26 protein-coding genes and 3 pseudogenes are annotated in these 26852 nt (G+C 69.0%); 20 read left to right on the top strand and 9 right to left on the bottom strand.

Annotated elements, in window-relative coordinates; genetic code table 11:
- Positions 1 to 225 (top strand): annotated as a pseudogene (locus tag ACFWAY_RS45815) (phosphatidylserine/phosphatidylglycerophosphate/cardiolipin synthase family protein); the annotation flags it as partial.
- 665 nt (positions 226 to 890) lie between these two features.
- The gene (locus ACFWAY_RS45810) at positions 891 to 1145 is read left to right on the top strand and encodes a glutaredoxin family protein (RefSeq protein WP_378515241.1); all 255 of its coding nucleotides are present in this window, start codon (positions 891 to 893) and stop codon (positions 1143 to 1145) included.
- Between the two features lie 245 nt (positions 1146 to 1390).
- Here the strand turns inward: ACFWAY_RS45810 and ACFWAY_RS45805 are convergent, their stop codons facing one another.
- Positions 1391 to 1936, bottom strand: coding sequence for an Lrp/AsnC family transcriptional regulator (locus ACFWAY_RS45805; RefSeq protein WP_378515240.1), 546 nt, complete (start codon positions 1934 to 1936; stop codon positions 1391 to 1393).
- 283 nt (positions 1937 to 2219) lie between these two features.
- Positions 2220 to 2363, bottom strand: a pseudogene (locus ACFWAY_RS45800) (alpha/beta hydrolase); the annotation flags it as partial.
- Between the two features lie 353 nt (positions 2364 to 2716).
- On the opposite strand from ACFWAY_RS45800, the gene ACFWAY_RS45795 reads away from it, so the two are divergent.
- The 5 genes from ACFWAY_RS45795 to ACFWAY_RS45775 all read left to right on the top strand — a co-directional run bounded on the left by ACFWAY_RS45795 (position 2717) and on the right by ACFWAY_RS45775 (position 6870).
- Positions 2717 to 3394, top strand: a complete 678-nt coding sequence (locus tag ACFWAY_RS45795; protein WP_378515242.1) for a hypothetical protein — start codon at positions 2717 to 2719, stop codon at positions 3392 to 3394.
- Between the two features lie 67 nt (positions 3395 to 3461).
- Complete coding sequence (locus ACFWAY_RS45790; RefSeq protein ID WP_378515239.1) at positions 3462 to 3818, top strand: hypothetical protein; 357 nt, start codon at positions 3462 to 3464, stop codon at positions 3816 to 3818.
- 512 nt (positions 3819 to 4330) lie between these two features.
- A complete protein-coding gene (locus tag ACFWAY_RS45785) occupies positions 4331 to 5257 on the top strand; it encodes a metal ABC transporter substrate-binding protein (protein WP_378452765.1) in 927 nt (308 codons plus the stop codon).
- Positions 5254 to 5991 carry a metal ABC transporter ATP-binding protein gene (locus ACFWAY_RS45780; RefSeq protein ID WP_378452739.1) on the top strand — a complete coding sequence of 246 codons (738 nt, stop codon included), beginning with the start codon at positions 5254 to 5256 and terminating at the stop codon, positions 5989 to 5991. Before ACFWAY_RS45785 ends, ACFWAY_RS45780 begins: the two co-directional genes overlap by 4 nt.
- A gap of 6 nt (positions 5992 to 5997) precedes the next feature.
- Positions 5998 to 6870, top strand: coding sequence for a metal ABC transporter permease (locus ACFWAY_RS45775; protein ID WP_378452738.1), 873 nt, complete (start codon positions 5998 to 6000; stop codon positions 6868 to 6870).
- Between the two features lie 21 nt (positions 6871 to 6891).
- Here ACFWAY_RS45775 and ACFWAY_RS45770 read toward each other — a convergent pair whose 3' ends face one another.
- On the bottom strand, positions 6892 to 7908 hold the full coding sequence (locus ACFWAY_RS45770; protein WP_378515238.1) for an alcohol dehydrogenase catalytic domain-containing protein: 1017 nt from the start codon (positions 7906 to 7908) through the stop codon (positions 6892 to 6894).
- 173 nt (positions 7909 to 8081) lie between these two features.
- Here ACFWAY_RS45770 and ACFWAY_RS45765 point away from each other — a divergent pair, with 173 nt between their 5' ends.
- Complete coding sequence (locus tag ACFWAY_RS45765; protein ID WP_378452736.1) at positions 8082 to 8558, top strand: hypothetical protein; 477 nt, start codon at positions 8082 to 8084, stop codon at positions 8556 to 8558.
- Positions 8559 to 8571: 13 nt separating this feature from the next.
- Here ACFWAY_RS45765 and ACFWAY_RS45760 read toward each other — a convergent pair whose 3' ends face one another.
- From ACFWAY_RS45760 to ACFWAY_RS45750, 3 genes are all read right to left on the bottom strand, one after another.
- Positions 8572 to 9786 (bottom strand): RNA polymerase sigma factor, encoded by a 1215-nt coding sequence (locus tag ACFWAY_RS45760; protein WP_378515237.1) that lies wholly within the window; start codon positions 9784 to 9786, stop codon positions 8572 to 8574.
- Between the two features lies 1 nt (position 9787).
- Complete coding sequence (locus ACFWAY_RS45755) at positions 9788 to 10147, bottom strand: YciI family protein (RefSeq protein ID WP_378452735.1); 360 nt, start codon at positions 10145 to 10147, stop codon at positions 9788 to 9790.
- A gap of 120 nt (positions 10148 to 10267) precedes the next feature.
- Entirely contained in the window at positions 10268 to 10822 is a 555-nt protein-coding gene (locus ACFWAY_RS45750; protein WP_378515236.1) for a helix-turn-helix domain-containing protein, read from the bottom strand.
- Between the two features lie 87 nt (positions 10823 to 10909).
- Here ACFWAY_RS45750 and ACFWAY_RS45745 point away from each other — a divergent pair, with 87 nt between their 5' ends.
- The 6 genes and pseudogenes from ACFWAY_RS45745 (at position 10910) to ACFWAY_RS45720 (ending at position 15375) form a co-directional block, all read left to right on the top strand.
- Positions 10910 to 11584, top strand: a complete 675-nt coding sequence (locus tag ACFWAY_RS45745; RefSeq protein ID WP_378452733.1) for an AzlC family ABC transporter permease — start codon at positions 10910 to 10912, stop codon at positions 11582 to 11584.
- Positions 11581 to 11904, top strand: a complete 324-nt coding sequence (locus ACFWAY_RS45740) for an AzlD domain-containing protein (RefSeq protein WP_378515235.1) — start codon at positions 11581 to 11583, stop codon at positions 11902 to 11904. Before ACFWAY_RS45745 ends, ACFWAY_RS45740 begins: the two co-directional genes overlap by 4 nt.
- A gap of 17 nt (positions 11905 to 11921) precedes the next feature.
- Complete coding sequence (locus tag ACFWAY_RS45735) at positions 11922 to 12746, top strand: hydrolase (protein ID WP_378515233.1); 825 nt, start codon at positions 11922 to 11924, stop codon at positions 12744 to 12746.
- A 61-nt stretch (positions 12747 to 12807) separates the two neighbouring features.
- Positions 12808 to 13610, top strand: a pseudogene (locus ACFWAY_RS45730) (helix-turn-helix domain-containing protein).
- 13 nt (positions 13611 to 13623) lie between these two features.
- Complete coding sequence (locus ACFWAY_RS45725; protein ID WP_009480519.1) at positions 13624 to 13797, top strand: hypothetical protein; 174 nt, start codon at positions 13624 to 13626, stop codon at positions 13795 to 13797.
- A 183-nt stretch (positions 13798 to 13980) separates the two neighbouring features.
- Positions 13981 to 15375, top strand: coding sequence for an NAD(P)/FAD-dependent oxidoreductase (locus ACFWAY_RS45720; protein WP_378515232.1), 1395 nt, complete (start codon positions 13981 to 13983; stop codon positions 15373 to 15375).
- 78 nt (positions 15376 to 15453) lie between these two features.
- On the opposite strand, the gene ACFWAY_RS45715 is transcribed toward ACFWAY_RS45720, so the two are convergent.
- Entirely contained in the window at positions 15454 to 15915 is a 462-nt protein-coding gene (locus ACFWAY_RS45715; RefSeq protein WP_378452764.1) for a PaaI family thioesterase, read from the bottom strand.
- A gap of 250 nt (positions 15916 to 16165) precedes the next feature.
- A complete protein-coding gene (locus ACFWAY_RS45710; RefSeq protein WP_378515230.1) occupies positions 16166 to 16939 on the bottom strand; it encodes a hypothetical protein in 774 nt (257 codons plus the stop codon).
- Positions 16940 to 17123: 184 nt separating this feature from the next.
- Between ACFWAY_RS45710 and ACFWAY_RS45705 the strand changes: the two genes are divergently transcribed.
- The 3 genes from ACFWAY_RS45705 to ACFWAY_RS45695 are packed head-to-tail and all read left to right on the top strand — an operon-like array spanning position 17124 to position 20526.
- Positions 17124 to 18593, top strand: coding sequence for a FecCD family ABC transporter permease (locus ACFWAY_RS45705; protein WP_378515229.1), 1470 nt, complete (start codon positions 17124 to 17126; stop codon positions 18591 to 18593).
- Positions 18590 to 19696, top strand: coding sequence for a FecCD family ABC transporter permease (locus tag ACFWAY_RS45700; RefSeq protein ID WP_378515228.1), 1107 nt, complete (start codon positions 18590 to 18592; stop codon positions 19694 to 19696). The genes ACFWAY_RS45705 and ACFWAY_RS45700 overlap by 4 nt, the downstream gene beginning before the upstream one ends.
- On the top strand, positions 19693 to 20526 hold the full coding sequence (locus ACFWAY_RS45695) for an ABC transporter ATP-binding protein (protein ID WP_378452725.1): 834 nt from the start codon (positions 19693 to 19695) through the stop codon (positions 20524 to 20526). Before ACFWAY_RS45700 ends, ACFWAY_RS45695 begins: the two co-directional genes overlap by 4 nt.
- A gap of 6 nt (positions 20527 to 20532) precedes the next feature.
- On the opposite strand, the gene ACFWAY_RS45690 is transcribed toward ACFWAY_RS45695, so the two are convergent.
- Entirely contained in the window at positions 20533 to 23121 is a 2589-nt protein-coding gene (locus ACFWAY_RS45690; protein ID WP_378515227.1) for a bifunctional lysylphosphatidylglycerol flippase/synthetase MprF, read from the bottom strand.
- A gap of 175 nt (positions 23122 to 23296) precedes the next feature.
- Between ACFWAY_RS45690 and ACFWAY_RS45685 the strand changes: the two genes are divergently transcribed.
- From ACFWAY_RS45685 to ACFWAY_RS45675, 3 genes are all read left to right on the top strand, one after another.
- Complete coding sequence (locus ACFWAY_RS45685; RefSeq protein WP_378452723.1) at positions 23297 to 23710, top strand: BlaI/MecI/CopY family transcriptional regulator; 414 nt, start codon at positions 23297 to 23299, stop codon at positions 23708 to 23710.
- A gap of 26 nt (positions 23711 to 23736) precedes the next feature.
- On the top strand, positions 23737 to 24690 hold the full coding sequence (locus tag ACFWAY_RS45680; RefSeq protein ID WP_073366721.1) for a M56 family metallopeptidase: 954 nt from the start codon (positions 23737 to 23739) through the stop codon (positions 24688 to 24690).
- A 225-nt stretch (positions 24691 to 24915) separates the two neighbouring features.
- The gene (locus ACFWAY_RS45675) at positions 24916 to 26796 is read left to right on the top strand and encodes a DEAD/DEAH box helicase (RefSeq protein WP_378452722.1); all 1881 of its coding nucleotides are present in this window, start codon (positions 24916 to 24918) and stop codon (positions 26794 to 26796) included.
- Positions 26797 to 26852 lie beyond the last annotated feature (56 nt).

The following is a 26852-nucleotide window of genomic DNA, read 5'->3' as shown; positions in this document are numbered from 1 at the left end:
ATTTACCCACCCGCCGTCGTGGTGTCCGACGCCATGAAGATCCCGCGGTCCGGCGGGGCGGTGTTGTACTTCCTCCGTATCCGCACCGACCTGCCTCCACTTTCCCTTCCCGAGGCGGAGAAGGTGCTCACCGACCTCGGGCACCCGGGCTCACGGTTGCGGACCGACCACTACGTCCGCTCCCCCAGCCTCCGGACCGCGCTGCTGGGACTGTGGAACCTCTGAGCGGATACGACCACGAAACGAGTCGGCGTATCGCCACCGAGCCGCTCAGCCCCTCGAAAGCGTGGAGGTCTGCATGGACCTCGCGGGCGTTCTCGTCCGCGGGATCGATCTCCTACTCGACAATCGAGCGCGTAGCTGATGCTTGCGCCTCATCGCCGAACGCGGTCTCCGTCGAGGCCATCGACCATTTCCGCCGCAGTCCACTCGCCACGAGAATGACTGCCAGGGTGGTCGATAGACACGAACCACACGACGGGCGCGGTGCGTTGCGCACTCGCGCCGTAGCGACGCTAGCTAGCCTAGCGGAGTTAGCTATCCTCGCCGTGCAATCACAGTCGCGGTCGCGGATATTCTCGGCGCACGGTTGCGGACGATGCCATTTCCGCGGCCAGAGAGTCCATGTCGAGCGCGATGCGATGACAATACTGGAAGCGGGGCGGTCTCGTTGTGCCGAGCGAGATGAGTGGGGCACGGAAACGGCTTCGGTATGGCGGCATTGGCTACCCGAGCACACCCGACCCGCCGCCGGGCGGGTGCGTTCAGCTCAGTACGCTGGCGGCGAAGGCCAGCGATTCCGGCATCGCGGCGGTCAAGGTATGGGAGTGGTCGATACCGGAGAGCTGCTGGTTTCCGATGTCGACACCGGCCGAGCGCATTTCGGCTAGTTGTGCCCAAGTCAGTGGGATTGGGACCGTTGTATCTACCCCCCCGCCGCTTCCCCCCGCAACGAACTCCCCGGGCATCGAGTCCGATTCACGATCTACGGCACACCGGCCTGCGCGCAATGCACCGCCGCCTACCGCGCCCTCGACAAAGAAGGACTCGACTACACGATCGTCGAGATCACCCAAGACCCGGTCGCCCATGACTACGTGAGAGGTCTCGGCTACCTCCACGGCCCCTGTCTTCGTAGCCGGTGACGACCACTGGGCCGGCTTCCGGCCTCCTACACCGTGCCGTCGTCACCCACCGCGAGCACCCGGCCACCGACCCTTTCCGACGCCGACAAAGCCCTGGCCGCCCCACCCCCACAACAGGACGCGCGCGCGGCGCCGGGGAAAACCGACAACCCAGCCACCTGACAAAAGCAATCTCCGATCGAAGCACCCGATCGCACCCATCGCGAGCAATCTCGCTCCTACTCAACCGCCCCAAAATTGCCCGCTCAACGACCCGCAGACTGCTCGGCCCGAGGCGCTCGGAGCCGCGGCCGCACGTGCTCGAAGATCAGGATGGTCTCCGTCGAGGCGACCGCAGGATGCGCGCTGAGGTGGTCGAGAACGAAGCGCCTCAGCTCTTCGCTGCTCGCAGTGGCGACGTGAATGAGGTAGTCGTCCGCACCGGCGATGAAGTACACATTCAGCACCTCACCGAGGGTGGCGAGTTGCTCGGCGAGCTGCCCCAGATGCTGCCGCGCATTGGCCTGCACGCGCACCGCGATCATCGCCTGCAGGTCCCGGCCGAGGGCGGCGGGATCGATGTCGGCATGGAAGCCCCGGATCACCCCGCGATCGATCAGCGAACGCACACGACCCAGGCAGGTCGAAGGGGCGATACCCGCCAGGGCGGCGAGGGCATTGTTCGGGGTACGCGCGTCCCGCGAGAGCTGATCGAGAAGGATCCGATCGACGTCATCGATCCGCGCCCCCGACCGAACACCATCCGCTCCCGAGCCATCCGAACACGGCCCGCCCACAACATTCTTCTTCACCGGCTCAGTCTAGAGAATTTTCTTCTCTCCACTCGGCTACCTTGCGCCGCTTGTTCACAATTGATGCCTGTCAGTCGAATCGCTGGTCGTGAACCCCGGACATCCATCTCCCCCGACACCGCGTCGTCGCCCCTGGGCGTGACCGGAAAGGCTCGAGCAGCCCACATCCCCGCCCGAACGCCATCGACGTCGTCGTCATCGGATCTGGCTTCGGTGGGCCGTTCCGCGACCAAAACCCTCCGCCGCGCGGACGTCGACATCACGGTGATCGACCGCACCACGTCGACGGGAATGTCACGTCCTCGTAGTCCAGTCCGACCTCGTTCGGTCGCCGCAACATCGGTGCCCGCCGTCCCGCGGCCGTTCCCGTGGTCCACAACGCTACGAAGTTGTCGAACGCTGCCTGGGCCTCGTTTTCATCAGCCATGGGGTGCGCCTTCCTTTCCGCCGCCTGGGCGCCATACCGGGTCCTCCCCGCAGCGGCACAACAGTTCTGCCTCGAACCGAGTACCCCTGCGACGAAGCTCAACCACCCCCGGCGAGTTCCCCTCACCCACCGGCGGATCCGGGCACTGTCAGCCCACCCCTCCAGCCGGCGCGGCCATGAAGTCCGGCAGATGTGCGCTTGTGGGAGGGACCGCTCCGACCGCGATTGCGCTCGGAAGACCTCTTTGGAAACCTCGAAGAATGGGCGTCGACGGACCAACTCCTGGCGACCAGCCTGCCATCCGCATCATCGCGGGAACGCTCGACGGCGTGCAGGAAGGTGAGCTGCCATCCATGATATTGGCAAACGCGTGCGAGCTGTATCGAGACGCAGGCTTCATCGGTCAGCCGGCGGCCGCTGTCTCCAGCCTGGCCTTCGTGATTGCCGGCCTCGCGGTCGTCGCGCGTCGTCCGCACGGCGCGCCGACCGTGACCTACGGCCTGCTTGTCGTCGCGGTCGGCGCCGGGTCGCTCGTTGCGCACGGACCCAACCCGCCGTGGCAGGCCTACGCACACGACATCCCGATCGCGACACTGCTGGCCTACATCGCCGTCGATGCCGCCTCCGACCGGTTCGGCCGTCGGCTGTCGCGGGGCTGGTGGCTCGTCGTCCCGGTCGTGATGATTCCCGCCGTGGCGGCCGGCCCGACGACATCCACGATCGTGCAGGCAATACTCGCCGCAGTCTCCGTGGGATTCGGTCTGGAACGCGCACGCGTCCGTCCGCAGCTGCGGCGCACGACGATCGTCGCGGCATTGCTTCTCGCGTCCGGCGCTCTACTCGGCACCGTGGGCGACCGGACGTCGATCTGCCAGCCGAGCAGTGTCTTGCAGGGCCACGCGCTGTGGCACGTTCTCGCCGCGGCTGGATTGTGGTGGCTCGCGCCCACGATCGGGTTCTCCGCCGATACGGTCGCGACACGGCGTTCCAAGGCGGGCTCCGACGGCGAGTCCCGTCGACCGACGACGTGACTGCCGTATCGCTCAGCGCACGGCAGCCCCAGGCCCGAATGGCGTCGCCCATCGGATCGTCGACTGCGTGGGGTTTGACGATGATCGCCGAAACGGCTGGTCGGCTCTTGCTGTCTTCGTCCCGGGATGGGTTCTTGACGACCGCTCGCTCGCGGGGAAGTCGTCGAAGTCGACTGGCCTAGGGTCGGACCGGTTTGCGGCCGGGTTCGACGGGTTCACGTGGTTGAGCCGCGTATCGAACACCCTCGGTGGGCTGCGTGCCGTGGACGGCACCGAGCGACCGACCGAGATCGAGTCCGACCCGCACCGCTTCTGGTCGAATTGGGACACGCCGATCGCCGATCCCGCGAACGCGGACATCGTGGCGAGAATCTCGCTGCCGATGCCGTGTGCGCTGCCGTTTGACGAGACGGCGGGCCCGTGACGGGTTCGGTGCGCACTCCGTCATCCGGCTCGGTGGATCACATCCAGGGCATGTCGGGATCGAGCGAGTGGGAGATCACGCCGTCGCGGGTTCGAGGGGGTAGTTCGCCGGGTGGTGGAAGTGAGCCGTTCTGCTGGGAGGTCAGAGCGGGCGTGGGCGCGTATGGGGGCGGTGGGGCGTTGGCGGTCGCGCTCTGCGCCAGCAGCGCGCCCAGGCAGGCCGAGGGTGGGCGCCGGCTGCGGCTGCTGCCGCGGTGCGAGTCGTGATCGACGGCATTCTGTTTCTCCTTGACTGGTGTGTGGCGTCCGCTCCCTGCGCAACGACCACTAGTTTTCGCCTGGTGCCGGCGTCCGGTAACGCCCCCGAGGGGTGGTTCTCCACCGGCGTGGGGTCGGGAACCACCGGCGTGGGGTCGGGAACCACCCCCTTGGGGTCGTTGCGCGGCCGCCACCCGCTTGCGGTTTCGGCTCGCCGAACATTATGATTCGCCGGTGAAAACAACGGGCTTCAAGGTGGGTACGCGGCGACGGCCGGCGACGGCTGCCGCAGTGCTGACAGCGCTTGCCACGGCGCTGATGCTGTCCGGGTGCGGCGCGGGCGACGGGCCGGCGGACGGCAAACCGGTGGTGTTGACGACGTTCACCGTTCTCGCCGATATCGCCGCGAACGTCGGAGGTGAGCACGTGACCGTCGAGTCGATCACCAAGGCGGGCGCGGAGATTCACGGATACGAGCCCACCCCGGGCGATATCAAGAAGGCAGCCGAGGCCGACCTGATCCTCGACAACGGGATGAACCTGGAAGCGTGGTTCGGCCAGTTCGTCGACGGTGTGGACGTCGAGCACGTGGTCGTCAGCGACGGCGTCGAGCCGATCGCCATCGGCGAGGACGCCTACGCGGGCAAACCGAATCCGCACGCCTGGATGTCACCACTGAACGTGCAGATCTACGTCGACAACATGGTCGCCGCGTTCAGCGAGCTCGATTCCACGCATGCGGCCGACTATCGCATCAACGGCGACGCCTACAAGGCGCAGTTGCAGAAGGTGCAGGACGAGTTGGTCACCGAGCTGGGAGCGCTGCCGGTCAACGAACGGGCGCTGGTCACGTGCGAGGGAGCGTTCTCGTATCTGGCCCGGGACGCGGGGCTGACCGAGAAGTACATCTGGCCGGTCAATGCCGAACAGCAGGCCACGCCCCAGCAGATCGCGTCGACGATCGAGTTCGTCAAGGACAATCGGGTTCCGGCGGTGTTCTGTGAATCCACGGTGTCGGATGCGCCGATGCAACGCGTCGTCGAAGCCACGGGCGCCGCGTTCGGCGGCACCCTCTACGTCGACTCGCTGTCCGAGGCGGACGGGCCCGTGCCGACGTACCTGGATCTGATCCGGCACGACGCCGACACCCTCACCTCCGCACTGAACGGGCAGCAATCATGACCACCCAGACGGCCGTCGAGGTGCAGGACGTCACCGTTCACTACGGCGATGTCCTTGCGCTCGACCAGGTCTCGCTTGCCCTGCGGCCCGGACGCGTCTGTGGCCTCGTCGGCATGAACGGTTCCGGCAAGTCCACCCTGTTCAAGACGATCATGGGCACGGTCAAACCCGACTCCGGCACGGTCCGCATCAACGGCACGCCGCCGGCCGCGGCACGCAAGACCGGTGTGCTGGGTTACGTTCCGCAGAGCGAGGACGTGGACTGGACGTTCCCGCTCTCGGTGCGTGATGTGGTGATGACCGGCCGCTACGGGCACATGGGGCTGACCCGGCGCCCCGGCAGAGCTGACCGCGAGGCCGTCGACCACGCTCTCGAACGCGTCGAACTGACCGAACTGGCGGACCGGCAGATCGGGCAACTGTCCGGCGGCCAGAAGAAACGCACCTTCGTCGCCCGTGGAATCGCGCAGGGCGCCACCATCCTTCTCCTCGACGAACCGTTCGCCGGGGTCGACAAACGGTCCGAAGCCACCATCACCGCACTGCTGCGTGAACTCGCCGCCGCGGGTGCGGCGATCCTGGTCTCCACCCATGACCTGCACGCGCTGCCCACCCTGGCCGACGAGGCGATCCTGCTGATGCGCACGGTGCTGATGCACGGCGACCCGACGGTCGTGCTGCAACCGGACAACCTGGCGGCCGCCTTCGGCCTCGACGTGATGACAAGGACCTGAGAATCAATGGACGTCATCGACTTCTTCGTCGACCCGCTGCGCTACGACTTCATGGTCCGCGCGCTGATCACCACCCTGATCGCCAGCGTGGTGTGCGCAGTGCTGTCGTGCTGGCTGGTTCTGATCGGCTGGTCACTGATGGGTGATGCGGTCTCGCACGCCGTCCTGCCCGGCGTCGTCCTGGCCTACATCGTCGGCGCCCCGTTCGCGATCGGCGCGGTGATCTTCGGATTCCTGGCCGTAGCACTGATCGGGGTGGTCCGCGACACCAGCCGCGTCAAGGAGGACGCCGCGATCGGCATCGTGTTCTCCACCCTGTTCGCCCTCGGGCTGGTGCTGGTCTCGGTCACCCCGAGCCAAACCGACCTCAACCACATCATCTTCGGCAACCTGCTGGGCGTGAGCCGGTCCGACCTCGTCCAGATCGCCATACTCGGGGCCATCGTGTTCATCGCACTGATCGTCAAACGCCGCGACTTCACTCTGTACGCCTTCGACCCCACCCACGCCCATGCCATCGGCCTGAACCCGCGCCTGCTCGGGGCGGCGCTCCTGGGGCTGCTGGCCCTGACGGCGGTGGTGGCCCTGCAGGCCGTCGGCGTCATCCTGGTCGTCGCGATGCTGATCATTCCCGGGGCCACCGCGTACCTGCTGACCGACAGCTTCCACCGCATGCTGGTCATCGCCCCCGCGATTTCGGCGGCCTGCGCCGTCATCGGCCTGTACCTGAGCTATCACCTCGACACCGCCAGCGGCGGCATGGTGGTGCTGTCACAGGGCGCGGCATTCGCGCTGGTCTATCTGTTCGCACCCCAGCAAGGAATCATCGGTCGCAGAATCACCGCCTCCCGGCGACGCCGGACACCCGCCGCGGCGTGACCGTGCCCAGCTAGGACGACATCAGTTGCGCATGTCCAGGACAACACGGAACCGTGCCTTGCCGGACATCATGCCGGCATACGCCTCCGGCGCCTCCGCCAGCGGCATGACCTCGATCATCGGGTGGATACCGCGGGCCTGACTGAGGGCGAGATTGTCCTCGTTCTCGATGGAACTGCCGGTCAGACTCCCGGAGACCACGCGGGTGCCGAAGATCAGGTCGGCGGTCCGGACCGAGATCGGGTCGGGTGCGGCGCCGACCACCACCATCCGACCCCGCGGCGCGAGGCCGGCCACCAGCGGGGACATCGAGGCACCGCTGGCCGCGGTGGCGATGATCGCCGCGGCGCTGCCGAGCGCGCGCAACGCCTCGCCGGGATCCTCGGCGGCGCTGTCGATGTAGTGGTCCGCGCCGAGTTGCGTGGAGAGCTCGGCCTTGTCGGTGCCGCGGGCGATCGCGGCGACCCGATAGCCGAGCTTGGCGGCATACTGCAGGCCGAGGTGTCCGAGCCCGCCGATCCCCTGGACCGCGACGAGGGCGCCGGGGCGGGCCTCGATCTGCCGCAGGGCGCTGTAGGTCGTCAGGCCCGCACACAGCAGCGGGGCGGTTTCCAGCGCATCCATGCCGTCCGGGATCCGGACCAGCCCGCTGGCGCGGGCGAAGGTGTACTCGGCGTATCCGCCGTCGACGGTGGTCCCGGTCCACGGTTGATCGGTGCAGTTGACGAAGTCGCCGCGGCGGCAGAAGTCGTACTCGTTGTCCTGGCCGCCCAGATATCCGACACCGACGCGATCCCCGATCCGCCATGCGGTCACGCCGGCGCCGACGGCGTCGACGACACCGACGATTTCGTGACCGGGAACGACCGGCTGCGTCGGGTCGGCCCGCAACCCCTCCACAGCGAGCGTGTCGGAATGGCACACCCCGCAGCTGTCGACCCGCAGTCGCACCTGCCCCGGCGGCGGATCGCCCAGCTCGCGGGTGGCCAGGGAGAACTCGCGGGTTCCCGTGACTTCGAAGGCGCGATACGTGGGCATGATTGCTTCCTTACCGATGTCCCGTTGCGGACGAGTGCGGTCGTACCCTCCCAGCGCCCGGCGAAACGCGTCGAGGCGCATCACGGGCCGCGACCCGCCGTTTATCCGCCCGCACGGCGGGTATCAATACCGTGACGTCCGGAGTGAGACCGCAGAGAACGAAGGTTCCGCTGATGACACTCGTGCCCCGGGCCGCGGTCACACTGATCACCGCAGGCCCCCTCGCCCTGTTCCTGGCCGCTCCCGCCGCCGCGGACCCACCCGACGTGACACTGACCGCCGCCGTGGCCGGGAGTAGCGTCACGACGACGATCACGAACGACACCGGTGCGGACATCGTGTGCGGACTCGGCGGACTGCATGCGGTGGACGACATCGTGAACCCCGAGTCCGTGGCGGTGTTCCACGCATCGAATGTGGTGATCGGGCCGGGACCGCGGGACTTCGTGTTCGACGCGGTGCCCGACGGCGACTACCTGATCCACTGGATCTGCAGTGAGGACGCGGGCCCGGGTGACGAGGTGTGGGGTTCGGCGCCGCTCCCCGAGACCGCGTACGCGAAGCCGGCGACGGCGGAGCCTCTCCCGGTCACCGTGGGCACGGAAACGTGTTTCGGGTCGGTGTGCCTGCCGCCGGGGCTGGGTCTCTGACCGGCTGCCCGTGTCACCGGAGCGAATCGCGCTGTACCCGAAGGAATTCCCGCTCGGCCGCGTTGTCGGTGCGGTCCCTTGCCGCCTCGTACGCGCGTGCCGCGTCGCCGGGACGTCCAAGACGGCGGAGAAGATCGGCCCGCACCGCGTGATACATGTGGTATTTGTCGAGGTCGAGTTGGTCGACGAGTGCCAGCCCCTCCTCCGGTCCCCTGACCTCGGCGACGGCGACCGCCCGGTTCAGGGCCACCACCGGACTCGGCGCCACCGACATCAACTGGTCGTACAGCTGCAGTATCTGCCACCAGTCGGTGTCGGCAGCCGTCTCCGCGTCGCTGTGGACGGCGTTGATCGCGGCCTGAATCTGGTACTGCCCTGGCGTGTTCCGTCGCAGGCATTCCCGCACCAGCGATTGCCCCTCGGCGACGAGGTCACGATCCCACCGAGTGCGGTCCTGATCGGGCAGGAGCACGAGCCGGCTGCCGTCGCGGTCGGTGCGGGCGCCTCGCCGCGACTCGATCAGCACCATCAACGCGAGCAGCCCGGTGACCTCCGGTTCGTCGGGCATCAGCGCGGCCAGGACCCGGCCGAGGCGGATGGCCTCGGCGCACAGGTCCGCCCGCGTCAGCCGATCCCCCGCACTCGCCGTGTATCCCTCGTTGAAGATCAGATAGACGACGGCCAGGACGGCGCGGAGGCGGTCCGGCAGATCGGCCTCGTTCGGCACCCGGTACGGGATCCGGGCGTCCCGGATCTTCCCCTTGGCCCGGACGAGGCGCTGCGCCATCGTCGGCTCGGGGACCAGGAATGCGCGCGCGATCTCCGCGGTGCCGAGCCCGCCCAGGAGGCGGAGGGTCAGCGCGACCTGGGCGGCGGGGGCGAGCGCCGGGTGGCAGCACGTGAAGATCAGTCGTAGCCGGTCGTCGTGCACGACGCCCTCCTCCACCGGTTCGTCGCGGGCGAGCAACAGGGCGGCCTGCGCGTGGCGGTCGTGCCGGGAGGCCTCGCGCCGGAGCCGATCGATGGTGCGGCGCCGGGCGGTGGTGATGATCCATCCGGCCGGGCTCGGCGGCAGCCCGGACGACGGCCAGCGCCGCACCGCCTCGGTGAACGCGTCCTGGACGGCGTCCTCGGCGATGTCGATGTCGCCGAACACGCCGACCAGGACGGACACCGCGCGTCCGTGTTCGTCACGGAACACCTGTTCGATGTCGGCGGAGGCGATCACGTCAGTCGCCGGCTCCGCCGTGGTGAGCGAACGGCCGGACCTCGATGGGGAGGGTCGTCGCCCGGGTGAGCTTGCGACCCCATCCGAGGGCGGCGTCCAGGTCGGGCGCCTCGACGATGGTGAATCCGCCAAGATGTTCCTTGCCCTCGGTGTATGGGCCGTCGGTCACGAGCACGTCACCGCCCTGGGCCCGCAGCACGGTCGCCGTGGTGGGGGCGCACAGTCCCCCGCTGAACACCCATGCGCCCGCAGACACCATCTCCTGGTTGAGGGCGTCGAGATCGTCGCCGATCTTCGCGAGGACGTCGGGTTCGGGAGCGGGGCCGTCGGGCTGGTACACGCTCAGCAGGTACTGGGTCATCTCGGGTTCCTCCTCGGATCGGAGAGCCGGCGCCTTCGGATGTGGCCGGCTCTCATCTCCTATACGAACGTCACCCCTCCGATTCGACACTCTGCACGGAGAAATTGCGCCGAAATGTCCTCAGTTGTGCTCGGACACCAGGACGGCGCGGGTGCCGGGCTCCAGCGCTTCGAACACATGTGCGACATCCCCGGGATAGGCGATGTAGTCGCCGGGTCCGAGTTCGACCGGATCGCCCGCCACGCCGACCAGCGCGCGCCCGGCGCTGAGGATGACGTGTTCGACGACGCCGGGCATGTGCGGTTCGGATTCACGGCCGGGGCCGGGTTCGACGGCGAGGCGATACAGATCCCGGCGCGCGGACGGCGGGCAAGACGCGACGAGGGTGGCCCGATAGTCGGACCGTTCGGACGTCAGCACCGGTCCTTCGTCGGCCCGGATGACCTGGACGCGGGGCCGGGGTGGGTCCAGCAGTTGCGACATCTGCACGTCCAGCGCGACGCAGAGGGCCCACAGGGTTTCGACGCCCGGGTTGCCGCCCCCCGATTCCAGTTGGGACAGTGTGGATTTCGCGACCCCGGCGCGGCGGGCGACCTCGGTCAGGGACATGCCCGACCGTTCGCGTTCGCGGCGCAGCGAGGGTCCGATGTGCCCCAGTGGGGATTGCCCTGCCATGGATTCCCTTCCCGACGTCTCTGTTCATTATATTGGGCGTAATGTTCGCCTTGACGAACACTCCACCTTATGTTCAGTATAGAAGTCATGCGTTCGATGAAGCGAACACTCGATTCGCGGGTCCTCCGGAACATCGCGCTGGTGTGCCTGGCCGACGGACTGGTCGGCATGTCGTACGGCGCCATCGCGGTGGGTTCGGGCCTGCACACATGGTTGCCCGTCGCGCTGTCGGTGCTGGTCCTCGCCGGTTCCGCGGAGTTCCTGTTCGTCGGCATCGTCGCGGCAGGCGGCAGCCCGGTCGCGGCGACGATCGCCGGGCTGCTGGTGAACGCGCGGCATCTGCCGTTCGGTCTGGCGGTCGGTGACGTACTGGGGCGTGGGCTGCGACGCGTCGTCGGCAGTCACCTGATGAACGACGAGTCGGTGGTGTTCGCACTCGGTGAGACGGACACCGGCCGTAGGCGCGCCGCGTACTGGGTGTGCGGTGTGGGGATCGCGGTGTGCTGGCCGCTCGGGGCCCTGCTCGGCGCGGTGGCGGGCACCGCGATCGGCGACCCCGCCGTGCTGGGACTGGACGCCATGTTCCCGGCGGTGCTGCTGGCCCTGGTGCTGCCGGCGTTGCGCGATCCGGACGTGCGGGTGCCGGCGCTGGTCGGCGGTGTGATCGCCCTGGCCGCCACTCCCCTCCTACCCGCCGGACTTCCGGTGCTGGCGGCACTGACGGGGCTGCTCGCGGGTGTTCGACGGAAGGTGCTGCGGTGACCGGGAACCTCGTGCTGATCGGGTCGGTCGGGGTTCTCGCGGCGGGCACGTTCGCGTTCCGATTCGCGGGCCCGATGCTGCGGCCGCGGATCGCCACCCGGCCCTGGGTGGAGCCGATCACGGCGACGGCCGCCGTGGTTCTGCTCACCGCGCTGGTGGGCACGACGGCGCTCACCGAAGGCCACGAACTCGCCGGAGTGGCGCGTCCCACCGGCGTCGTCGTCGCGGGCATACTCGCCTGGCGGAAGGCGCCTTTCGTCGTCATCGTCCTGTCCGCGGCCGCCACCGCTGCCGGATTGCGGCTTCTCGGCGTGCCGTGAGGATGCATGATCGAGGGGTGTTATTTCATCTCTGCGCCACGTGCGGCGTCGAACAGGACCCGACCACCCCGCTCCCCGACGAGTGCACGATCTGCGCGGACGAACGGCAGTACATTCCGCTGGGCGGTCAGGAGTGGACCACCGTGGAGAAGCTGGCCGGTGCGGGGTACCGCGCGGTCGAGCACGAGCTCGAGCCGGGGCTGCACGGCCTGTACATGGACCCGAAGACCGCGATCGGCCAGCAGTCCCTCGTGATCCGCACTCCCGCCGGGTCGCTGCTGTGGGATCCGATCGGGTTCGTCGACGACGCCGCCGTCGACGCCGTCGCCGCGCACGGCCCGGTCATCGCCGTCGCGGGCAGCCACCCGCACATGTTCGGCGTCCAGACGCAGTGGTCGAAGGCGTTCGGCGACGTGCCGATCCTGGTGGCCGACGCGGACCGCGCGTGGCTGGCGCGGTCCGACGGCCCGATCGTGTTCTGGTCCGGAACCCACGAGGTGGCACCGGGTCTGACGCTGCACCAGATCGGCGGGCACTTTCCGGGCAGCGCCGTCGCGCACTGGCGGGACGGCGCCGACGGCCGGGGTGTCCTCCTCACCGGCGACGGCGTGTTCCCCAACCCGGACCGCCGCACCGTGTCGTTCCTCCGGTCGTACCCCAACCGGCTGCCGCTGTCCCCGGCGGTGGTGCGGCGCATCGCGGACCAGTTGTCGCACCTCGAATTCGACCGCATCATCGGCAACTTCGACAACGTGATCGACAGCGATGGCCGGGAGGCGCTCGAATACTCGGCCACCCGCCACTGCGCGTGGGTGACCGGAGAGTTCGATCACCTCACGTGACGGCTGCGCCATGACGTCCGAGGTAATGGTCGCGGCGTTCCGGCCGACCTACGCTGGCCGCATGACCACCCTCGACGATCGGCGAACGTCGCATGTCGGCACCCATCTGCGGACGTGGCGGGAACGCCGCCGGCTCAGTCAGCTGGAACTTGCGAACCGGGCGGACATCTCGGCGCGGCACGTCAGCTTCCTGGAGACCGGGCGGTCGAATCCCACGCGGGCGATGCTGCTGCGCCTCAGCGAGCATCTCGACATTCCCCTGCGTGAACGCAATGCGCTGCTCCTCGCGGGCGGTTTCGCGCCCCGCCTTCCCGGAGCATCGACTGTCGGATGTGCCGATGGCGTCGATCGCCGACGCCATCGGGAAGATCCTCACCGCGCATTCCCCGTCTCCGGCCGTGGTCGTCGACCGGCACTGGAACATGGTGGACGCCAACGAGGCGGTCGCGGTGCTGACCGAGGGGTGCGCGGCGGAGCTGCTCGAGCCGCCCGTGAACGTGCTGCGGTTGAGCCTGCACCCGGACGGGATGGCGCCGCGCATCCTCGACCTGCCGCAGTGGCGGGGGCATTCTTCTGCACCGGCTGCGTCATCAGATCGCGGTCACCGGCGACGAGGGACTGCGTGACCTGCTGGGCGAATTGGAGGGCTACCCCGGTGGCACCGTCGACGGCGCCGATCTGCCGGGGTCGCTCGTGGTGCCGTTGCGTATCCGGCACCGCGACACGGTGCTGGAGTTCCTGAGCACGACCACGATGTTCGGCACTCCCCTCGACGTGACTGTCGCGGAGCTGGCCATCGAATCGTTCTTTCCCGCCGACGCGGTGACAGCGGCTACCCTCCGCAGTAGCGTGAGCAGCGACTGAGGAGGTAGGTCTGATGGACTTGACAGCAATTGGTGTCGGTTTCGGCTACGTGGTCGTAGTCCTCACCATTCTTGTCGTCGTGGTCGGGGTGTCGGCACTGTTCGTGTTCTCGATCAAATCGGATTTCATTCCGCCGGAATCCCCGGGGACTCCCACGGGGCGGAAGCGGATCGGCAGGGCGGAATAGCCGCGTACGCACCGGAAGGCGGGCAGTTCCTCACGGAGGGGCTGCCCGCCTTCGCGTATGGACGGGACCGCCGGTTTCTGGATCGATTCCGCTGTGCGGGCGGGACGAAGCAACGCTTACTGAGACGCTCGGGGACAAGGCGACTACCGTGACAGGAGTCGCCTATTTTTCGAGGAGCACGGAATGAGTATCAAGTCGGTTGAGTCACGCCGCCATCGCGTCGTGGTCATTGGATCCGGCTTCGGTGGGTTGTTCGGCACACAGGCGCTGAAGAATGCCGACGTCGACATCACCATGATCGCGCGCACCACGCACCACCTGTTCCAGCCGTTGCTGTACCAGGTGGCGACAGGCATTCTCTCCGTCGGCGACATCGCTCCCGCCACCCGGCTGGTGCTGCGCAAGCAGAAGAACACCAAGGTGCTGCTCGGCGATGTCGACAAGATCGATCTCGAGGCGAAGACGATCACCTCCCGGTTCCTGGACCGGACCACGGTCACCCCGTACGACAGCCTGATCGTCGCGGCGGGCGCAGGCCAGTCCTACTTCGGCAACGACCATTTCTCCGAGTTCGCGCCGGGCATGAAGACCATCGACGACGCCCTCGAACTGCGCGGCCGGATCCTGGGCGCCTTCGAGCAGGCCGAATTGTCGAGCGATCCCGCCGAACGCGCCCGGCTGCTGACGTTCGTCGTCGTCGGTGCCGGCCCGACCGGTGTCGAGCTCGCCGGCCAGATCGCGGAACTGTCGCGGCGCACCCTGTCGGGGGCGTTCCGCAACATTGATCCCCGTGAGGCGCGCGTGATCCTGCTGGACGGCGCGGACGACGTGCTGCCCGTCTACGGCGGCAAGCTGAGCCGCAAGGCCCGCCAGCAGCTGGAGAAGCTCGGCATCGAGATCCAGCTGGGGGCGATGGTCGTCGACGTCGATGTGGACGGCCTCGCCGTCAAGGACAAGGACGGCACGCAGCGCCGGATCGAGTCGCAGTGCAAGGTGTGGTCGGCCGGTGTGCAGGCGAGCCCGCTGGGCAAGCAGATCGCCGACCAGTCGGACGCCGAGATCGACCGGGCCGGTCGCGTCCTGGTCAAGCCGGACCTGTCGGTGCCCGGCCACCCCGAGGTGTTCGTGATCGGCGACATGATGGCGCTCGACAAGTTGCCGGGTCTGGCGCAGGTCGCGATGCAGGGCGGCAAGTACGCGGCCAAGCAGATCCAGGCGGGTCTGAGCGGTCACAAGCCGGAGGACCGGCCGCCGTTCAAGTACTTCGACAAGGGCAGCATGGCCACCATCTCGCGGTTCAGTGCGGTGGCGAAGGTCGGGAAGCTCGAGATCAGCGGGTTCATCGGCTGGGTGGCCTGGCTGGCGATCCACCTGATGTACCTGGTCGGGTTCCGCAGCCGGCTGTCGACCGTGCTGTCGTGGACGGTGACGTTCCTCGGTCGTGGGCGCGCGCAGATGGCGTCCACCGAGCAGTGGGTGTTCGCCCGCAACGCGATGGAACAGTTGGAGCGACACGAGCGGGAGAAAGAGTCCGCTGAGAAGTCGTCCGGCGGCGCACAGCGCAAAGCCGCGGGGTGACGCGGTCTCACGCGTGACGTGAACAGGGCGGAGGGGACGGACCATCAGGTCCGTCCCCTCCGCGTCGTTGCGGGTGTGTCAGTTGCCGAGGCGTCCGGTGTCGGTGATGTTGGCGAGCCGCACCTGGCCCTTGGAGACGAGGCGATTCTGCTCGTCGGTGATCCGGACCTCCCACAACTGCTGGGTGCGTCCGCGGTGGACGGGGCTGGCTTCGGCGGTCAGTGTGCCCTCCCGGGTCGCGCGGAGGAAGTCGGTGTTGTTGTTGACGCCGACGACGTGTCCGCGTTCGCCGAGCCAGACCGTGCCCGCAGCGCTGGCCACCGATTCGATGACGGAGCAGTAGACGCCGCCGTGCTGGATTCCGGCCGGCTGCTGCAGGTCGGGGGTGACCGTCCACTGCGCGCGCACGCGGTCGGGTGAGAGTTCGGTGTATTCGAGTCCGATGAGGGCGTCGAAGCCCTTGCCCAGTTGATCGGCCAACGCGGCGGTGTCGATCCGCCCGTCACCGTTCGATGCCTGCTGTTCCCCGGAATCCACCATCACACTCTCCATCGGATCACTGTGCGCTCTCGCGGCGCACCCGATCTCCTGCCTACACGACGGGGCGGGAGGCGGGAGAAGCAGGTGGGGCAAACGGATCGGCGGGCCTCACACTGTGTCAGCGTGAGGCCCGCCGTGGGATGGACCTGGGAGTCTCTGCAGCCCTCAGGACTCCGGCGCGGTCCGGTAGTTCGGTTCTCGGCGTTGGCATTTCCGCTCGGTGCCTGGAACGAGTATAGGCAAGGCTGCCCTAATTAAGCAAGCGGTTCCTTGCCTTCCCCGGTCGGCCGCAGTGCGGGCGCGTGACCCGGCTCTTCGAGCGGACCGGCACCCCGGCCGCCACGAACGCGTCCAGGATCCCCTGTCCGCGGCGCTGCGCGGCCGCCTCGCCGCCACCGGCGAGGATCGGCACGTACGTCGCGGCCCCGAGCACGGCCTCCCCCACGAGCCCCCAGAACCGGGACGCGTCGATCGGCGTCAGCCTGGCGATCGCGTCGAACACCGCATGCAACGACGTGAGACTGCGGTGCACCGTCCAGAGCAGCAGCGCCCGCTCGCACGGCACGGTGACCGTCCGGGGTGCGCCGGCGTACGGGTCGTCCGGCAGCACGCGCATGGTGTCGTCGGCGACGCCCGCCCAGTCGATTCCCTCGTCGCTGTCCATGTGGATCCACAGGTTCTCGAGTCCCGGGTCCCACGCGCGCCCCTCCAGGACGACGAGGGCGGTGACGCGCCCGATCACTGCGTGAATCAGCGCGGTGGCCACCTGCATCGCGGCGACGTCCGGGTCGGGAACGTCTTCGAGCGAACGGGCCCACATCCGGGGCACCCGGTCGCCGTCGAGGTCGTCCGCCAGCGACCACCACCGGCGTTTACCCTCGTCTGCCATCGTCGCGACCGCGTACATGCGCGGATATTCGGCGTTCAGCGCGCGAAGTCGTGTGCAGGACACGTCCAGTGCGGTCGCGGGGGCGGACAGGGTCGAAGTCACCGTGCACTCCAATCGGTCGGGATGGAACCTCACCAAACATAGGTGAGCCTAACCAAATATCAAGACTTGACATCATGTGATGTGAGGCACCCCCGCCGACAGCCGCGGCCGGGACGCCCCGCCGGATGTGGCATCAGGGATAGGGTTCCGTAACCTAAGTAGTTGAATCAGTGCAGATCCGGTGCACCGGCACACACGTCAGGAGCTTCCCCCGCCAGTGACGACGACGAGACAGTTCGGCAGCGACATCCCGCACCTGCCGACCGACGAGCCCTACGGGAAGCGCGACGTCCCGCGCGGTCCCGCCCCGCTGTACCTCCGGGCACTCGCGGGACTGCTCGACATCGGGATAGTCGCCATCCCCCTCGTCGTCGGGTGGTACATCGTCGACTCCCTCCGCGACGACAACGGCGGCGGGGAGGCCGACCGGGTCGTCTTCGGCGGCGCCGCCGTCGCGATCGCCCTCGGACTCGCCCTGTGGAACCGCGGATTCCGCGAAGGCAACACCGGGCAGAGTTCGGGCAAGGGCTGGGTCGGCCTCGTCACCCGCGACACGCACACCCACCACGCGATCGGTCCGAAACGGTCGCTGCAGCGAGTGTTTCGGCGTTCCGGAACCGAGGTCGTCCGGGAGAGCACCGCGTCCGACGAGGGATTCGCCGTCCGCGAGAAGGATGTGTCCGTCGCGGCGATCCGGCGTCGTCGGCTAGTCGGGCTGGGCGTCCTCGCGATCCTGCTCGGGTTGGTGTTGCTCGCCAGCGTCGCGGTCGGGGCGCGGCCGTTGTCATTCGCGGAGATCTTCCACGCACTGTTCGATGCGGACGGTTCGCAGACCGACATCATCGTGCGCACGCTCCGCGGCCCGCGTACCGCGCTGGGGCTCGTCGTCGGGATGGCACTCGGTGTCGCGGGCGCCCTCATTCAGGGGCACACCCGCAACCCGCTCGCCGACGCGGGACTCCTCGGTCTCAACGCGGGCGCCGCGTTCCTCGTCGTGCTGTCGATGTACCTGTTCGGGTTCAGCGCGCCCAGCGAATACCTGTGGTTCGCGTTCGCCGGGTCGTTCGCGGCGAGCGTCATCGTGTTCGGGCTGTCGTCGATCGGGAACGGGGCGGCGAGCCCACTGAGCCTGGCCCTGGCCGGCGCCGCCGTCGCGTTCTTCCTGCAGGCGATGACCAACGCGATCATCATCGTCGACCAGTCCAGCCTCGACTCCTACCGGTTCTGGGTGGTCGGGTCGGTGGCCGGCCGCGGCTTCGACGTGCTGTGGCAGGTGCTGCCGTTCCTGATCATCGGTTTGATCCTCGCCCTCGTCAGCACACCGGGCCTGAACGTCCTCAGCCTCGGCGAGGACGTCGCCCGGTCGCTGGGCACCAACATCGCGGCCAGCCGCGCACTCGGCATCGTCGCCATCACCCTCCTCACCGGTGCGGCCACCGCGGCGTGCGGCCCGATCGCGTTCATCGGTCTCGTGGTCCCCCACGTCGCGCGGGCGATCACCGGCCCCGACTACCGGTGGCTGGTCCCCTACGCCGGGCTCCTCGGCGGCGTCATGCTCGTCACCGCCGACGTCATCGGACGCGTCGTGGTCCGGCCGGGTGAGTTGCAGGTGGGAATCGTGCTGGCCGTGTTCGGCGCGCCGTTCTTCATCGCGTTGGTTCGGCGCAGAAAGTTGGCAAGCCTGTGAGCACTCGAGACGAAGTGCGCCCCGACGTCGGGGCCGCCCCGGCGTCCCGCGTCCCGGCACGGCCCGCGTTCCGGCTCGGACCGATCTCCCTGGTCCTGCGCCCCCTCGGTATCGCCGTCAACGTGGCCCTGCTGGTGGCGCTGTTCCTGGTGCTGTGCCTCAACATCGGTCGCGGCGACTACCCGCTGTCGATCCCCGAGGTCACCCGGGTGCTGTTCGGCGGCGGCACGAAGGCCCAGAACTTCATCGTCATGGACCTCCGCCTGCCGCGGTCGCTGACCGGGGTGTTCATCGGCATGGCCCTCGGCCTGGCCGGCGCCATCACCCAGTCGATCGCCCGCAACGCCCTGGCCAGCCCGGACATCCTCGGCATCACGTCCGGTGCCAGCGCCGCCGCGGTCGCGCTGATCGTCCTCTGCGGCGGAGGCAGCTTCGTCGGCCTCCTCGCCACCCTGGGGATCCCCCTGGCCGCCCTGTTCGGCGGACTGCTCACCGCGCTGGTCATCTACCTGCTCGCGTGGCGCGGCGGGGTGGAGGGCTACCGGCTGATCCTGATCGGCATCGGGGTCAACGCCATGCTGATCGCGGTCACCGGTTGGCTGCTGATCTCCGCGGACATCAACGACGCGTCGCGGGCGCAGGTGTGGCTCAACGGCTCACTCAACGGCGCCGCCTGGAGTCAGGTGTGGCCCGTCACGATCGCCGTCGTCCTCGTCGGCGGCTACGCGGTGATCTCGTCGTTCACGATGGGCGCCCTCCGCCTCGGCGACGACAACGCCGTGTCGCTGGGTGTGCGGCTGCAGTGGTCGCAGGCCCGGCTCCTGCTCATGGCCGTCGCCCTCGCCGGCATCGCGACCGCGGCGGCGGGTCCGGTCGGCTTCGTCGCGCTCGCCGCACCGCAGGTGGCGCTGCGGCTGGTGCGGTCCGCCGGCCCGCCGCTCATCGCGTCCGCCCTGACCGGCGCCGTGCTCGTGGTGGGCAGCGACGTCGTCGCCCGCACGATCCTGCCGGTCGAACTGCCGGTGGGTATCGTCACCTCGGCTCTCGGCGGCCCATTCCTGCTGTATCTGCTGGTTCGCAACAATCGGAAGGTCTCGGCATGACCGTGCAGACTGACTCTCGACTCATCGCCGAAAACCTGAGCCTGGGGTACGGCGACCGGGTCGTCGTCGACAGCCTCGACCTCGAGGTGCGGACCGGGGTGATCACCACGGTGATCGGGCCGAACGGCTGCGGCAAGTCCACCCTGCTGCGCGCGTTGGGGCGTCTGCTGAAGCCGCGCAGCGGTTCGGTGCTGCTCGACGGCAAGGCCATCGGATCGATGCGCACCAAGGATGTTGCCCGCACGCTGGGCATGCTCCCCCAGGCGCCGCTGGCCCCCGAGGGGCTCACGGTGGCCGACCTGGTGGCCCGCGGCAGGCACCCGCACCAGTCGTGGCTGCGGCAGTGGTCGTCCGACGACGAGGGCGAGGTCGCCGAGGCGCTCGCGCTGACCGGGGTGTCCGACCTCGCGGACCGTCCCGTCGACCAACTGTCGGGCGGTCAGCGGCAGCGGGCCTGGATCTCGATGGCCCTGGCGCAGGGAACCGACATCCTCCTGCTCGACGAACCCACCACCTACCTGGACCTGGCGCACTCCATCGAGGTGCTCGACCTGGTGGACCGGATGCACGAGGAGTTGGGCCGCACCGTGGTGATGGTGCTCCACGACCTGAACCTCGCGATCCGCTACAGCGATCAGCTGATCGTCATGCGGGACGGCACCATCGTTGCGGCCGGCGCGCCGAAGGACATCATCTCGGCCGAACTCCTGCTCGAGGTGTTCGGTCTCGAGGCCGCGGTCATCGCCGACCCGGTGTCCGATCGCCCGCTGGTGGTGCCGATCGGCACCCGCCACGTGTACGGCGCGGTCGGTGGGCCGGAGACGAAGTAGCGGCCGTCAGCGTCGGCCGCCGATCATCGTCCGCACCAGCCGGTAGCTCTGCCCCAGCGACACCGTCGGCAGGTACGCCCTGCCGACGGCGTTGCCGATGCTCGGCAGGGCGGCCGGGTCGGCGAACGTCATGTGCATGGCCACGTACCGGGGCTGGAACTTCGACTTGAACGCCAGCAGCGAACGGAACCCGTACACCGGTTCCAGGGTTCGGCCGAGCAGATCGAGCACGCTGTCCATCACCGCCGACAGGCTCGACGACTCCGACCGTTCCCGCTCGTCGGCGTCGCCGTCCGGTTGCTCGACCTTGGCGAGTGGGGCGCCGGACAGGCTCAGGAACTGCGCCCCCTCCTCTTCCAGTTTCAGCGCCGCGGACGCGATGAGGAACTCCATCGCCGGCCGGAACCCTTCCGCGCGCCGCCGCATGAAGTCGAGGGTCCAGCCGATCACCCGCCCGTCCTGGTACACCGGCAACCAGGACGTGACGCCGTGGACGGTGCGGTCCTCGTCGACGGCGATCAGGCAGCGCACCTCCGGATCGTCCACCTCGTCGAGTCCGCCGAGCGTGAACCCCATTTCGGGCATCCCCTTGTCGGCCACCCATTCCTCGGAGATCGCCGTGATCTGGTCGGTGATCGACCGCGGGGCGCTGGGGAAGCTGACCCATTCCGCGGTGATCCCCGACTTCTTGGCCTTGTTCAGGGCGGTCCGGACGTCCTGGAACCGTTTGCCGGTGAACGCGATCTGCCCCAGATCCAGCACCGTCTCCTCCGCGACCTGGAAGCCGCTCCAGCCGAGGGCGTCCGTGACGTCGCGGACCTCACCGGTCACCGAGTAGAAGCACGGGATCCACCCGTTGGCGGCGGCGAATTCGGCGAAGTGTTCGACGTTGTCCCGCAACCGGTCCGGCGGCCCGACCGGGTCGCCGGTGGTGAGGGCGACGCCGGCGAGGACCCGGTACGCGACGTAGCCGGTGCCGTCGGCCGAGAACCAGTAGTTGTTGCCACGCCACGTCGTCATCCAGGACAGCGGGCTTCCGCTCCCCGACCTCAGCAGGGCGCGTGCGCGTTCGGCGGACTCCGAGTCCGATCCGATGGCGGGACTGAGGAACGTCGCGGCGACGAGCGCGCACGCCGCCACCCAGAACACCACCCCGGTCCACTCGTACAGCAGGGTCGCGGGAATGCTCACCGGCAGCAGTCGGGGGTCGAGCCACTGCAGGTACACGGGCGGGATGAGCCGCTCCGGGAAGTCGGCGAGCAGCGTCGTCACGCCGGGCCGGGGATCGAAACCGTTCCGCGCCCACAGCCCGCCGAGGACGTAGAGGACGGCGAGCCCGGCGAGGACGGACACCAGGACCACGGCCAGCCGCCGGTAGGTGCCCGCCGGGGGGGACACGTCGAAGAACCGCCGGGTGGCGAGCAGCACGATCAGGATCGCCAGCGGTGTCAGGAACGGCACCAGCGTCCGGTACAGGTTCGGGTCGGCGAGACCGTAGAACAGGGAGTCCTCGTCCAACGAGTCGACGAACCGGACCGCGAAGTTCAGCAGCGACAGGACCAGCAGGATCACCTGGGCGATCACGGACGCGACCCACGCGAAGCGACGGCCCCGTCGGAGGCCGTCGCTGAGGGTGAGGAGGAACAGGGACGGCATCAGACTCAGCAGGGTCGGCCCGACCCCGGACAGCCGCAGTTCGAGCAGCCCGCGCCGGCATTCGGGGTCCGCCGCCGACACCTCGCACAGGTCGCGCACCTCGCCGGCCGTGTAGGGGATGCCGCGGAACAGGTCGCGGAGCACGGCGAGGGGCCCGACCGCCTCCGCGGACAGCGCCGCGATCATCGGGCCGATCGCGCTGGCCGCCACGATGATCGCGACGAGCACCCGGCCCTCGCGCTGGGTGCCGGCGATCCGTTCGCCGCGCGCCGACCGGCCGACGATCCAGCGGCCGATCACCAGCCCGACCACGGCCGCCGCCAGCCGGACCACGTCCTGTAGCGACCCACTGAACAGCGCCAGCGTGATGGTGAACACGAGGACGCCGACGCGGATCCGCCGCCGCCACAGGGTGCCCATGTTCGAACTGGCCACCATCGCGGCACCGACGATCCACGTGCTCGGACCGACGGCCATGCCCACGTGCAGCCGGAAACCCCAGTTCGCGTCGACGACCTTCGCGACGGCGGCCACCGACAGAGCGAGCAGCCCGCCGAGCACCTGGGTGGCGACCGCGGCCAGCGCGAACCGCGCCGACCCCATGCGGCGTTCCAGCGGTGCGGCCGCCACGAGTACGAGGACGGTCGTCGACAGATAGGCCAGGACGTCGTCGCCCCACAGCCCGGCTGTGAGCAGCGTCCACACCCAGCCGTTCTGGAACGCCCGGATTCCGATCGCGACGTGCTGCGACAGGTCGTGGGAGGGACCGCTGATCACACTGGACGTGGTGATCGCGAGGATCCAGATCGCGACCAGCAGCGCGATGCTGACCGGCGCACCCCGGACCCCGCCCCAGACCCGTTCCGCCGCCCGCCCGGTCTGACCCTTGACCCTGGCCGCCGGACCGTGCCCGGTCGCCGCGCTGTCGTCGGTCTTCATCCGCCAGGTCCCCACTCTCCGCGATGTCGAGAACGAACGCTTGCCCGGCGGGTCGGCCGCTGCCAACCCGACCGTAATCCACCCGTTCGGAGTATGGCCAATACCACACGCCGTGACGCAGTTTTACTACTACCAGTAGTACGTATCTGCGTCGTCGTATCCGTAGAATCAATTTATGGCTGGACTCGGCGAACTCGAACGCGCAGTGATGGATCACCTGTGGTCCACTTCGGACCCGCAGACGGTACGGCAGGTACACGAGGCACTGGCGGCACGCCGTGAACTCGCGTACACAACTGTCATGACGGTGCTCCAGCGGTTGGCGAAGAAGCACCTCGTCATTCAGCAGCGGGACGACCGTGCCCACCGGTACCTGCCGGTGCACCAGCGCGAGGAACTCGTCGCGAGCCTCATGGTGGACGCCCTGCAGCAGGCCGACAAGTCCGGAAGTCGCGCGGCCGCACTCGTGCACTTCGTCGGGCAGGTCGGCGCCGACGAGGCCGACGCGCTCCGCGAAGCCCTCGCCGCGCTCGAGGCCAAGGAGCGGTCCACCGGAGACAATCAGTCGGGAACCGTTCGCGCCGGCTGACGTTCGTCATGCATGATGAGTAGGACATGGACGCCACCACCGCGCTGGTATTCGGAGTACTCGCACTTCTTCTCGCAGGGCCTGTCCCTGCGCTGCTGAGTCGTGCCCGATGGCCGCATCGCGCCCCCCGAGCAGCACTCGTGCTGTGGCAGGCAATCGCCCTCGCCGCAGTTCTGTCCGCGTTCAGTTCGGGTCTCGCGATCGCCAGCCAGCTCCTGGTCCCCGGACCGGACGGGCGCCCCACCACGGCGCCGGTCGCCGAGATCGACGCCCTGGGTCTGCCCCTGTGGCTGCTCTACGTGGTGGTCTTCGCGCTCACCCTCCTCGTCGGCGCCAAACTGATCTTCGCGATCGTGCAGGTCGGAGTCCGCACCCGCCGCAGACGCGCCCGGCACCGCATGCTCGTCGACCTCCTCGACCGCTGCGACTCGTCGTCGCCCCTCGCCCGCACCCCGGACCTGCGGGTCCTCGACGTCACCGAGCCCATCGCCTACTGCCTGCCCGGTCTGCGCCAGCGGGTGGTGCTGAGCCAGGGCACGTTCACCAACCTCGACGACGCGGAGATCACCGCGATCCTCACCCACGAGCGGTCCCATCTGCGGGCCCGGCACGACCTCGTCCTCGAGGCGTTCACCGCCGTCAACGCCGCCTTCCCCACCGTCGTGCGCAGTAAGTCCGCGCTGGGGTCGGTGCAGTTGCTGGTCGAGATGCTGGCCGACGACTCCGCCGTCCGCGCCACCGGGCCGACCGCACTGGCCCGCGCACTCGTCGCCTGCTCGGGGTCGATCGCCCCGAAGGGCGCCATGGCCGCGGGTGGTCCCAGCACCCTGCTGCGGGTGCAGCGCCTGGCCTCCTCGGAGGCGGGAACCCCGGTGGCTCTCGCCGCCTACGCCGCGTCGGTGGCCATCCTCGTGGTGCCGACCATCGCCGTCGCCGTCCCCTGGCTCACCGAACTGAGCCGGTTGTTCAGCGCCGTGTAGTCGGCGAACTCACATCCCGCCGGGTTCGATAACCGGGTGCCCCGTCGCGTACACTGGTCGACGGTCGCCACTGCGGCCCATCAACACTGAAACGGCACACAGCCCAATTCCCCGCACTTCCGCGAATGGATTGACCAGGTGACATGTGCCCTGGCTCGTCCCTTTGTGCGTGCTGCATGACAGCCCCCGCTCCGCGACGCGCCCTATGCCCGGAGAGGTATTTGCGTGACCAACGCTGTCCAGACGACGTCTGCCCCACTAGAGCAGACCGAGACCGAAACCCCTGATCAGAACGCCACCGTGACGTTCGCCGAGATCGGCCTGCCCGCGCCCCTGGTGCAGGCCCTCGCCCGCAACTCCATCACCGTCCCGTCGCCGATCCAGGCGCTGGCCGTCCCCGATGCGCTGGCCGGCACCAACGTCCTCGGCCGCGCACAGACCGGATCGGGCAAGACCCTCGCATTCGGCCTGCCGATGCTCACCCGCCTGTCCCGGCACGAGGACCGGCCCGCACCGAAGCGTCCCCGCGCACTGGTGCTCGTTCCCACCCGTGAACTCGCATTCCAGGTGGTCGACTCCCTCAACTCGTACGCCGGGGCCATGGGCCTGACCGTCCGCCCCGCCGTCGGCGGCACCCCGTTCACCAAGCAGGTCGACCAGCTGCGCCGCGGCGTCGACATCCTCGTCGCCACCCCCGGCCGGCTGAACGACCACCTGCGTCAGGGCACCTGCATCCTCGACTCCATCGAGATCACCGCGCTCGACGAGGCCGATCAGATGGCCGACATGGGCTTCCTGCCCGAGGTCCGGGCGATCCTCGGTGAGACCCGCGCCGACGGCCAGCGTCTCCTGTTCTCGGCCACCCTGGACCGTGAGGTGCAGTCGCTGGTCCGTCAGTTCCTGCCCGACCACGTGCAGCACTCCACCGAGGACGGTCGCGCCAGCGTCGACACGATGGAGCACTACGTGCTGCTCGTCGACCGCGGCCAGAAGGACAACGTCCTCGCGGAAATCGGTGCCCGCGAGGGCCGCACGATCATGTTCGCCCGCACCAAGCTCGGCTGCGAGGGCATCACCGACCGCCTCCGCGCGGTGGGAATCGCCGCCGAGGCGCTGCACGGTGGCAAGGCGCAGAACCAGCGCACCCGTGTCCTCGAACGTTTCAAGAACGGCCGCACCCCCGTGCTCGTCGCGACGGACGTCGCCGCCCGCGGCATCCACGTCGACGGCATCGACCTGGTCGTGCATGTCGATCCGCCCGCCGACCACAAGGACTACCTGCACCGTGCAGGCCGGACCGCCCGCGCAGGCGAGAAGGGCACCGTCGTCGCGATCGTGCTCCCCAACCAGAAGCGCACGTTCCGCCGCCTGACCGGGATGGCGGGCGTCGACGCCACCGCCGTGCCCGTCACCCCCGGCTCGGAGAAGCTGGCCAGCATCACCGGCGCCAAGGCGCCCAGCGGAGAACCGGTGCGCGACACCTACTCCCGCGGCGAGCGTGGCGGCGACCGCAAGTTCGGTGACCGCGGACCCCGCCGTGAAGGCGGATACGCCGGCCGCGACGGCGGCGGCTACCGCGGCAATCGCAGCGACCGCGGCGACCGCGGCGACCGTCCGTCGGGTGGTCGCAGCTTCGAGGGTCGCGGCCCGCGCGGCGACCAGACCGACAACCGGTCCGGCGGCTACCGGGGTGACCGCCCGCAGCGCGACGGTGACAACCGTGGTGGCGGGTACCGCGGTGACCGGGACAACCGGTCGTTCAACGATCGGGCGCCGCGCCGCGACTTCGGCGACAGCGCACCGCGCCGCGAGTACGGCGGCGGCAACAGCGCCCCGCGCCGCGACTTCGGTGACCGCGGCGACAGCCACCGCGGTACCGGCGAGCGCAGCTTCGACCGCAGCGCACCCCGCCGCGACTTCGGCGACAACCGCGGTGCGGCGGGCGGGTTCCGCCGCGATGATCGTCGCGACGACCGCCGTGACGATCATCGCCCCGCGGCCACGTCGGAGCGGCGCCCCGCGTCGACCGGCGGCGGATTCCGCAGCCGCACGGAGCGTCGCTCGTACGACGGCTTCGACGGCCCGCGGCGTGAGCGCCGCAGCTGATCGATCGCTGATCGGACAACCGAATATCGAACTGTGAGAGAAGGCCGGCAGTCGCA

Origin of the sequence: Rhodococcus sp. NPDC059968 (genome assembly GCF_042738615.1) — a bacterium.
Taxonomy (GTDB): Bacteria; Actinomycetota; Actinomycetes; order Mycobacteriales; family Mycobacteriaceae; genus Rhodococcus_F.
Note: the sequence above shows the minus strand (reverse complement) of the source record. Positions and strands in the feature narration are given on the sequence as shown.

Coding starts and splice junctions, on each gene's coding strand:
- ACFWAY_RS45795 (WP_378515242.1), top strand. CDS start 2,717: ATGATATTGGCAAACGCGTGCGAGCTGTATCGAGACGCAGGCTTCATC.
- ACFWAY_RS45780 (WP_378452739.1), top strand. CDS start 5,254: ATGACCACCCAGACGGCCGTCGAGGTGCAGGACGTCACCGTTCACTAC.
- ACFWAY_RS45775 (WP_378452738.1), top strand. CDS start 5,998: ATGGACGTCATCGACTTCTTCGTCGACCCGCTGCGCTACGACTTCATG.
- ACFWAY_RS45770 (WP_378515238.1), bottom strand. CDS start 7,908: ATGCCCACGTATCGCGCCTTCGAAGTCACGGGAACCCGCGAGTTCTCC.
- ACFWAY_RS45765 (WP_378452736.1), top strand. CDS start 8,082: ATGACACTCGTGCCCCGGGCCGCGGTCACACTGATCACCGCAGGCCCC.
- ACFWAY_RS45755 (WP_378452735.1), bottom strand. CDS start 10,147: ATGACCCAGTACCTGCTGAGCGTGTACCAGCCCGACGGCCCCGCTCCC.
- ACFWAY_RS45750 (WP_378515236.1), bottom strand. CDS start 10,822: ATGGCAGGGCAATCCCCACTGGGGCACATCGGACCCTCGCTGCGCCGC.
- ACFWAY_RS45745 (WP_378452733.1), top strand. CDS start 10,910: ATGCGTTCGATGAAGCGAACACTCGATTCGCGGGTCCTCCGGAACATC.
- ACFWAY_RS45725 (WP_009480519.1), top strand. CDS start 13,624: ATGGACTTGACAGCAATTGGTGTCGGTTTCGGCTACGTGGTCGTAGTC.
- ACFWAY_RS45720 (WP_378515232.1), top strand. CDS start 13,981: ATGAGTATCAAGTCGGTTGAGTCACGCCGCCATCGCGTCGTGGTCATT.
- ACFWAY_RS45715 (WP_378452764.1), bottom strand. CDS start 15,915: ATGGTGGATTCCGGGGAACAGCAGGCATCGAACGGTGACGGGCGGATC.
- ACFWAY_RS45695 (WP_378452725.1), top strand. CDS start 19,693: ATGACCGTGCAGACTGACTCTCGACTCATCGCCGAAAACCTGAGCCTG.
- ACFWAY_RS45690 (WP_378515227.1), bottom strand. CDS start 23,121: ATGAAGACCGACGACAGCGCGGCGACCGGGCACGGTCCGGCGGCCAGG.
- ACFWAY_RS45685 (WP_378452723.1), top strand. CDS start 23,297: ATGGCTGGACTCGGCGAACTCGAACGCGCAGTGATGGATCACCTGTGG.
- ACFWAY_RS45680 (WP_073366721.1), top strand. CDS start 23,737: ATGGACGCCACCACCGCGCTGGTATTCGGAGTACTCGCACTTCTTCTC.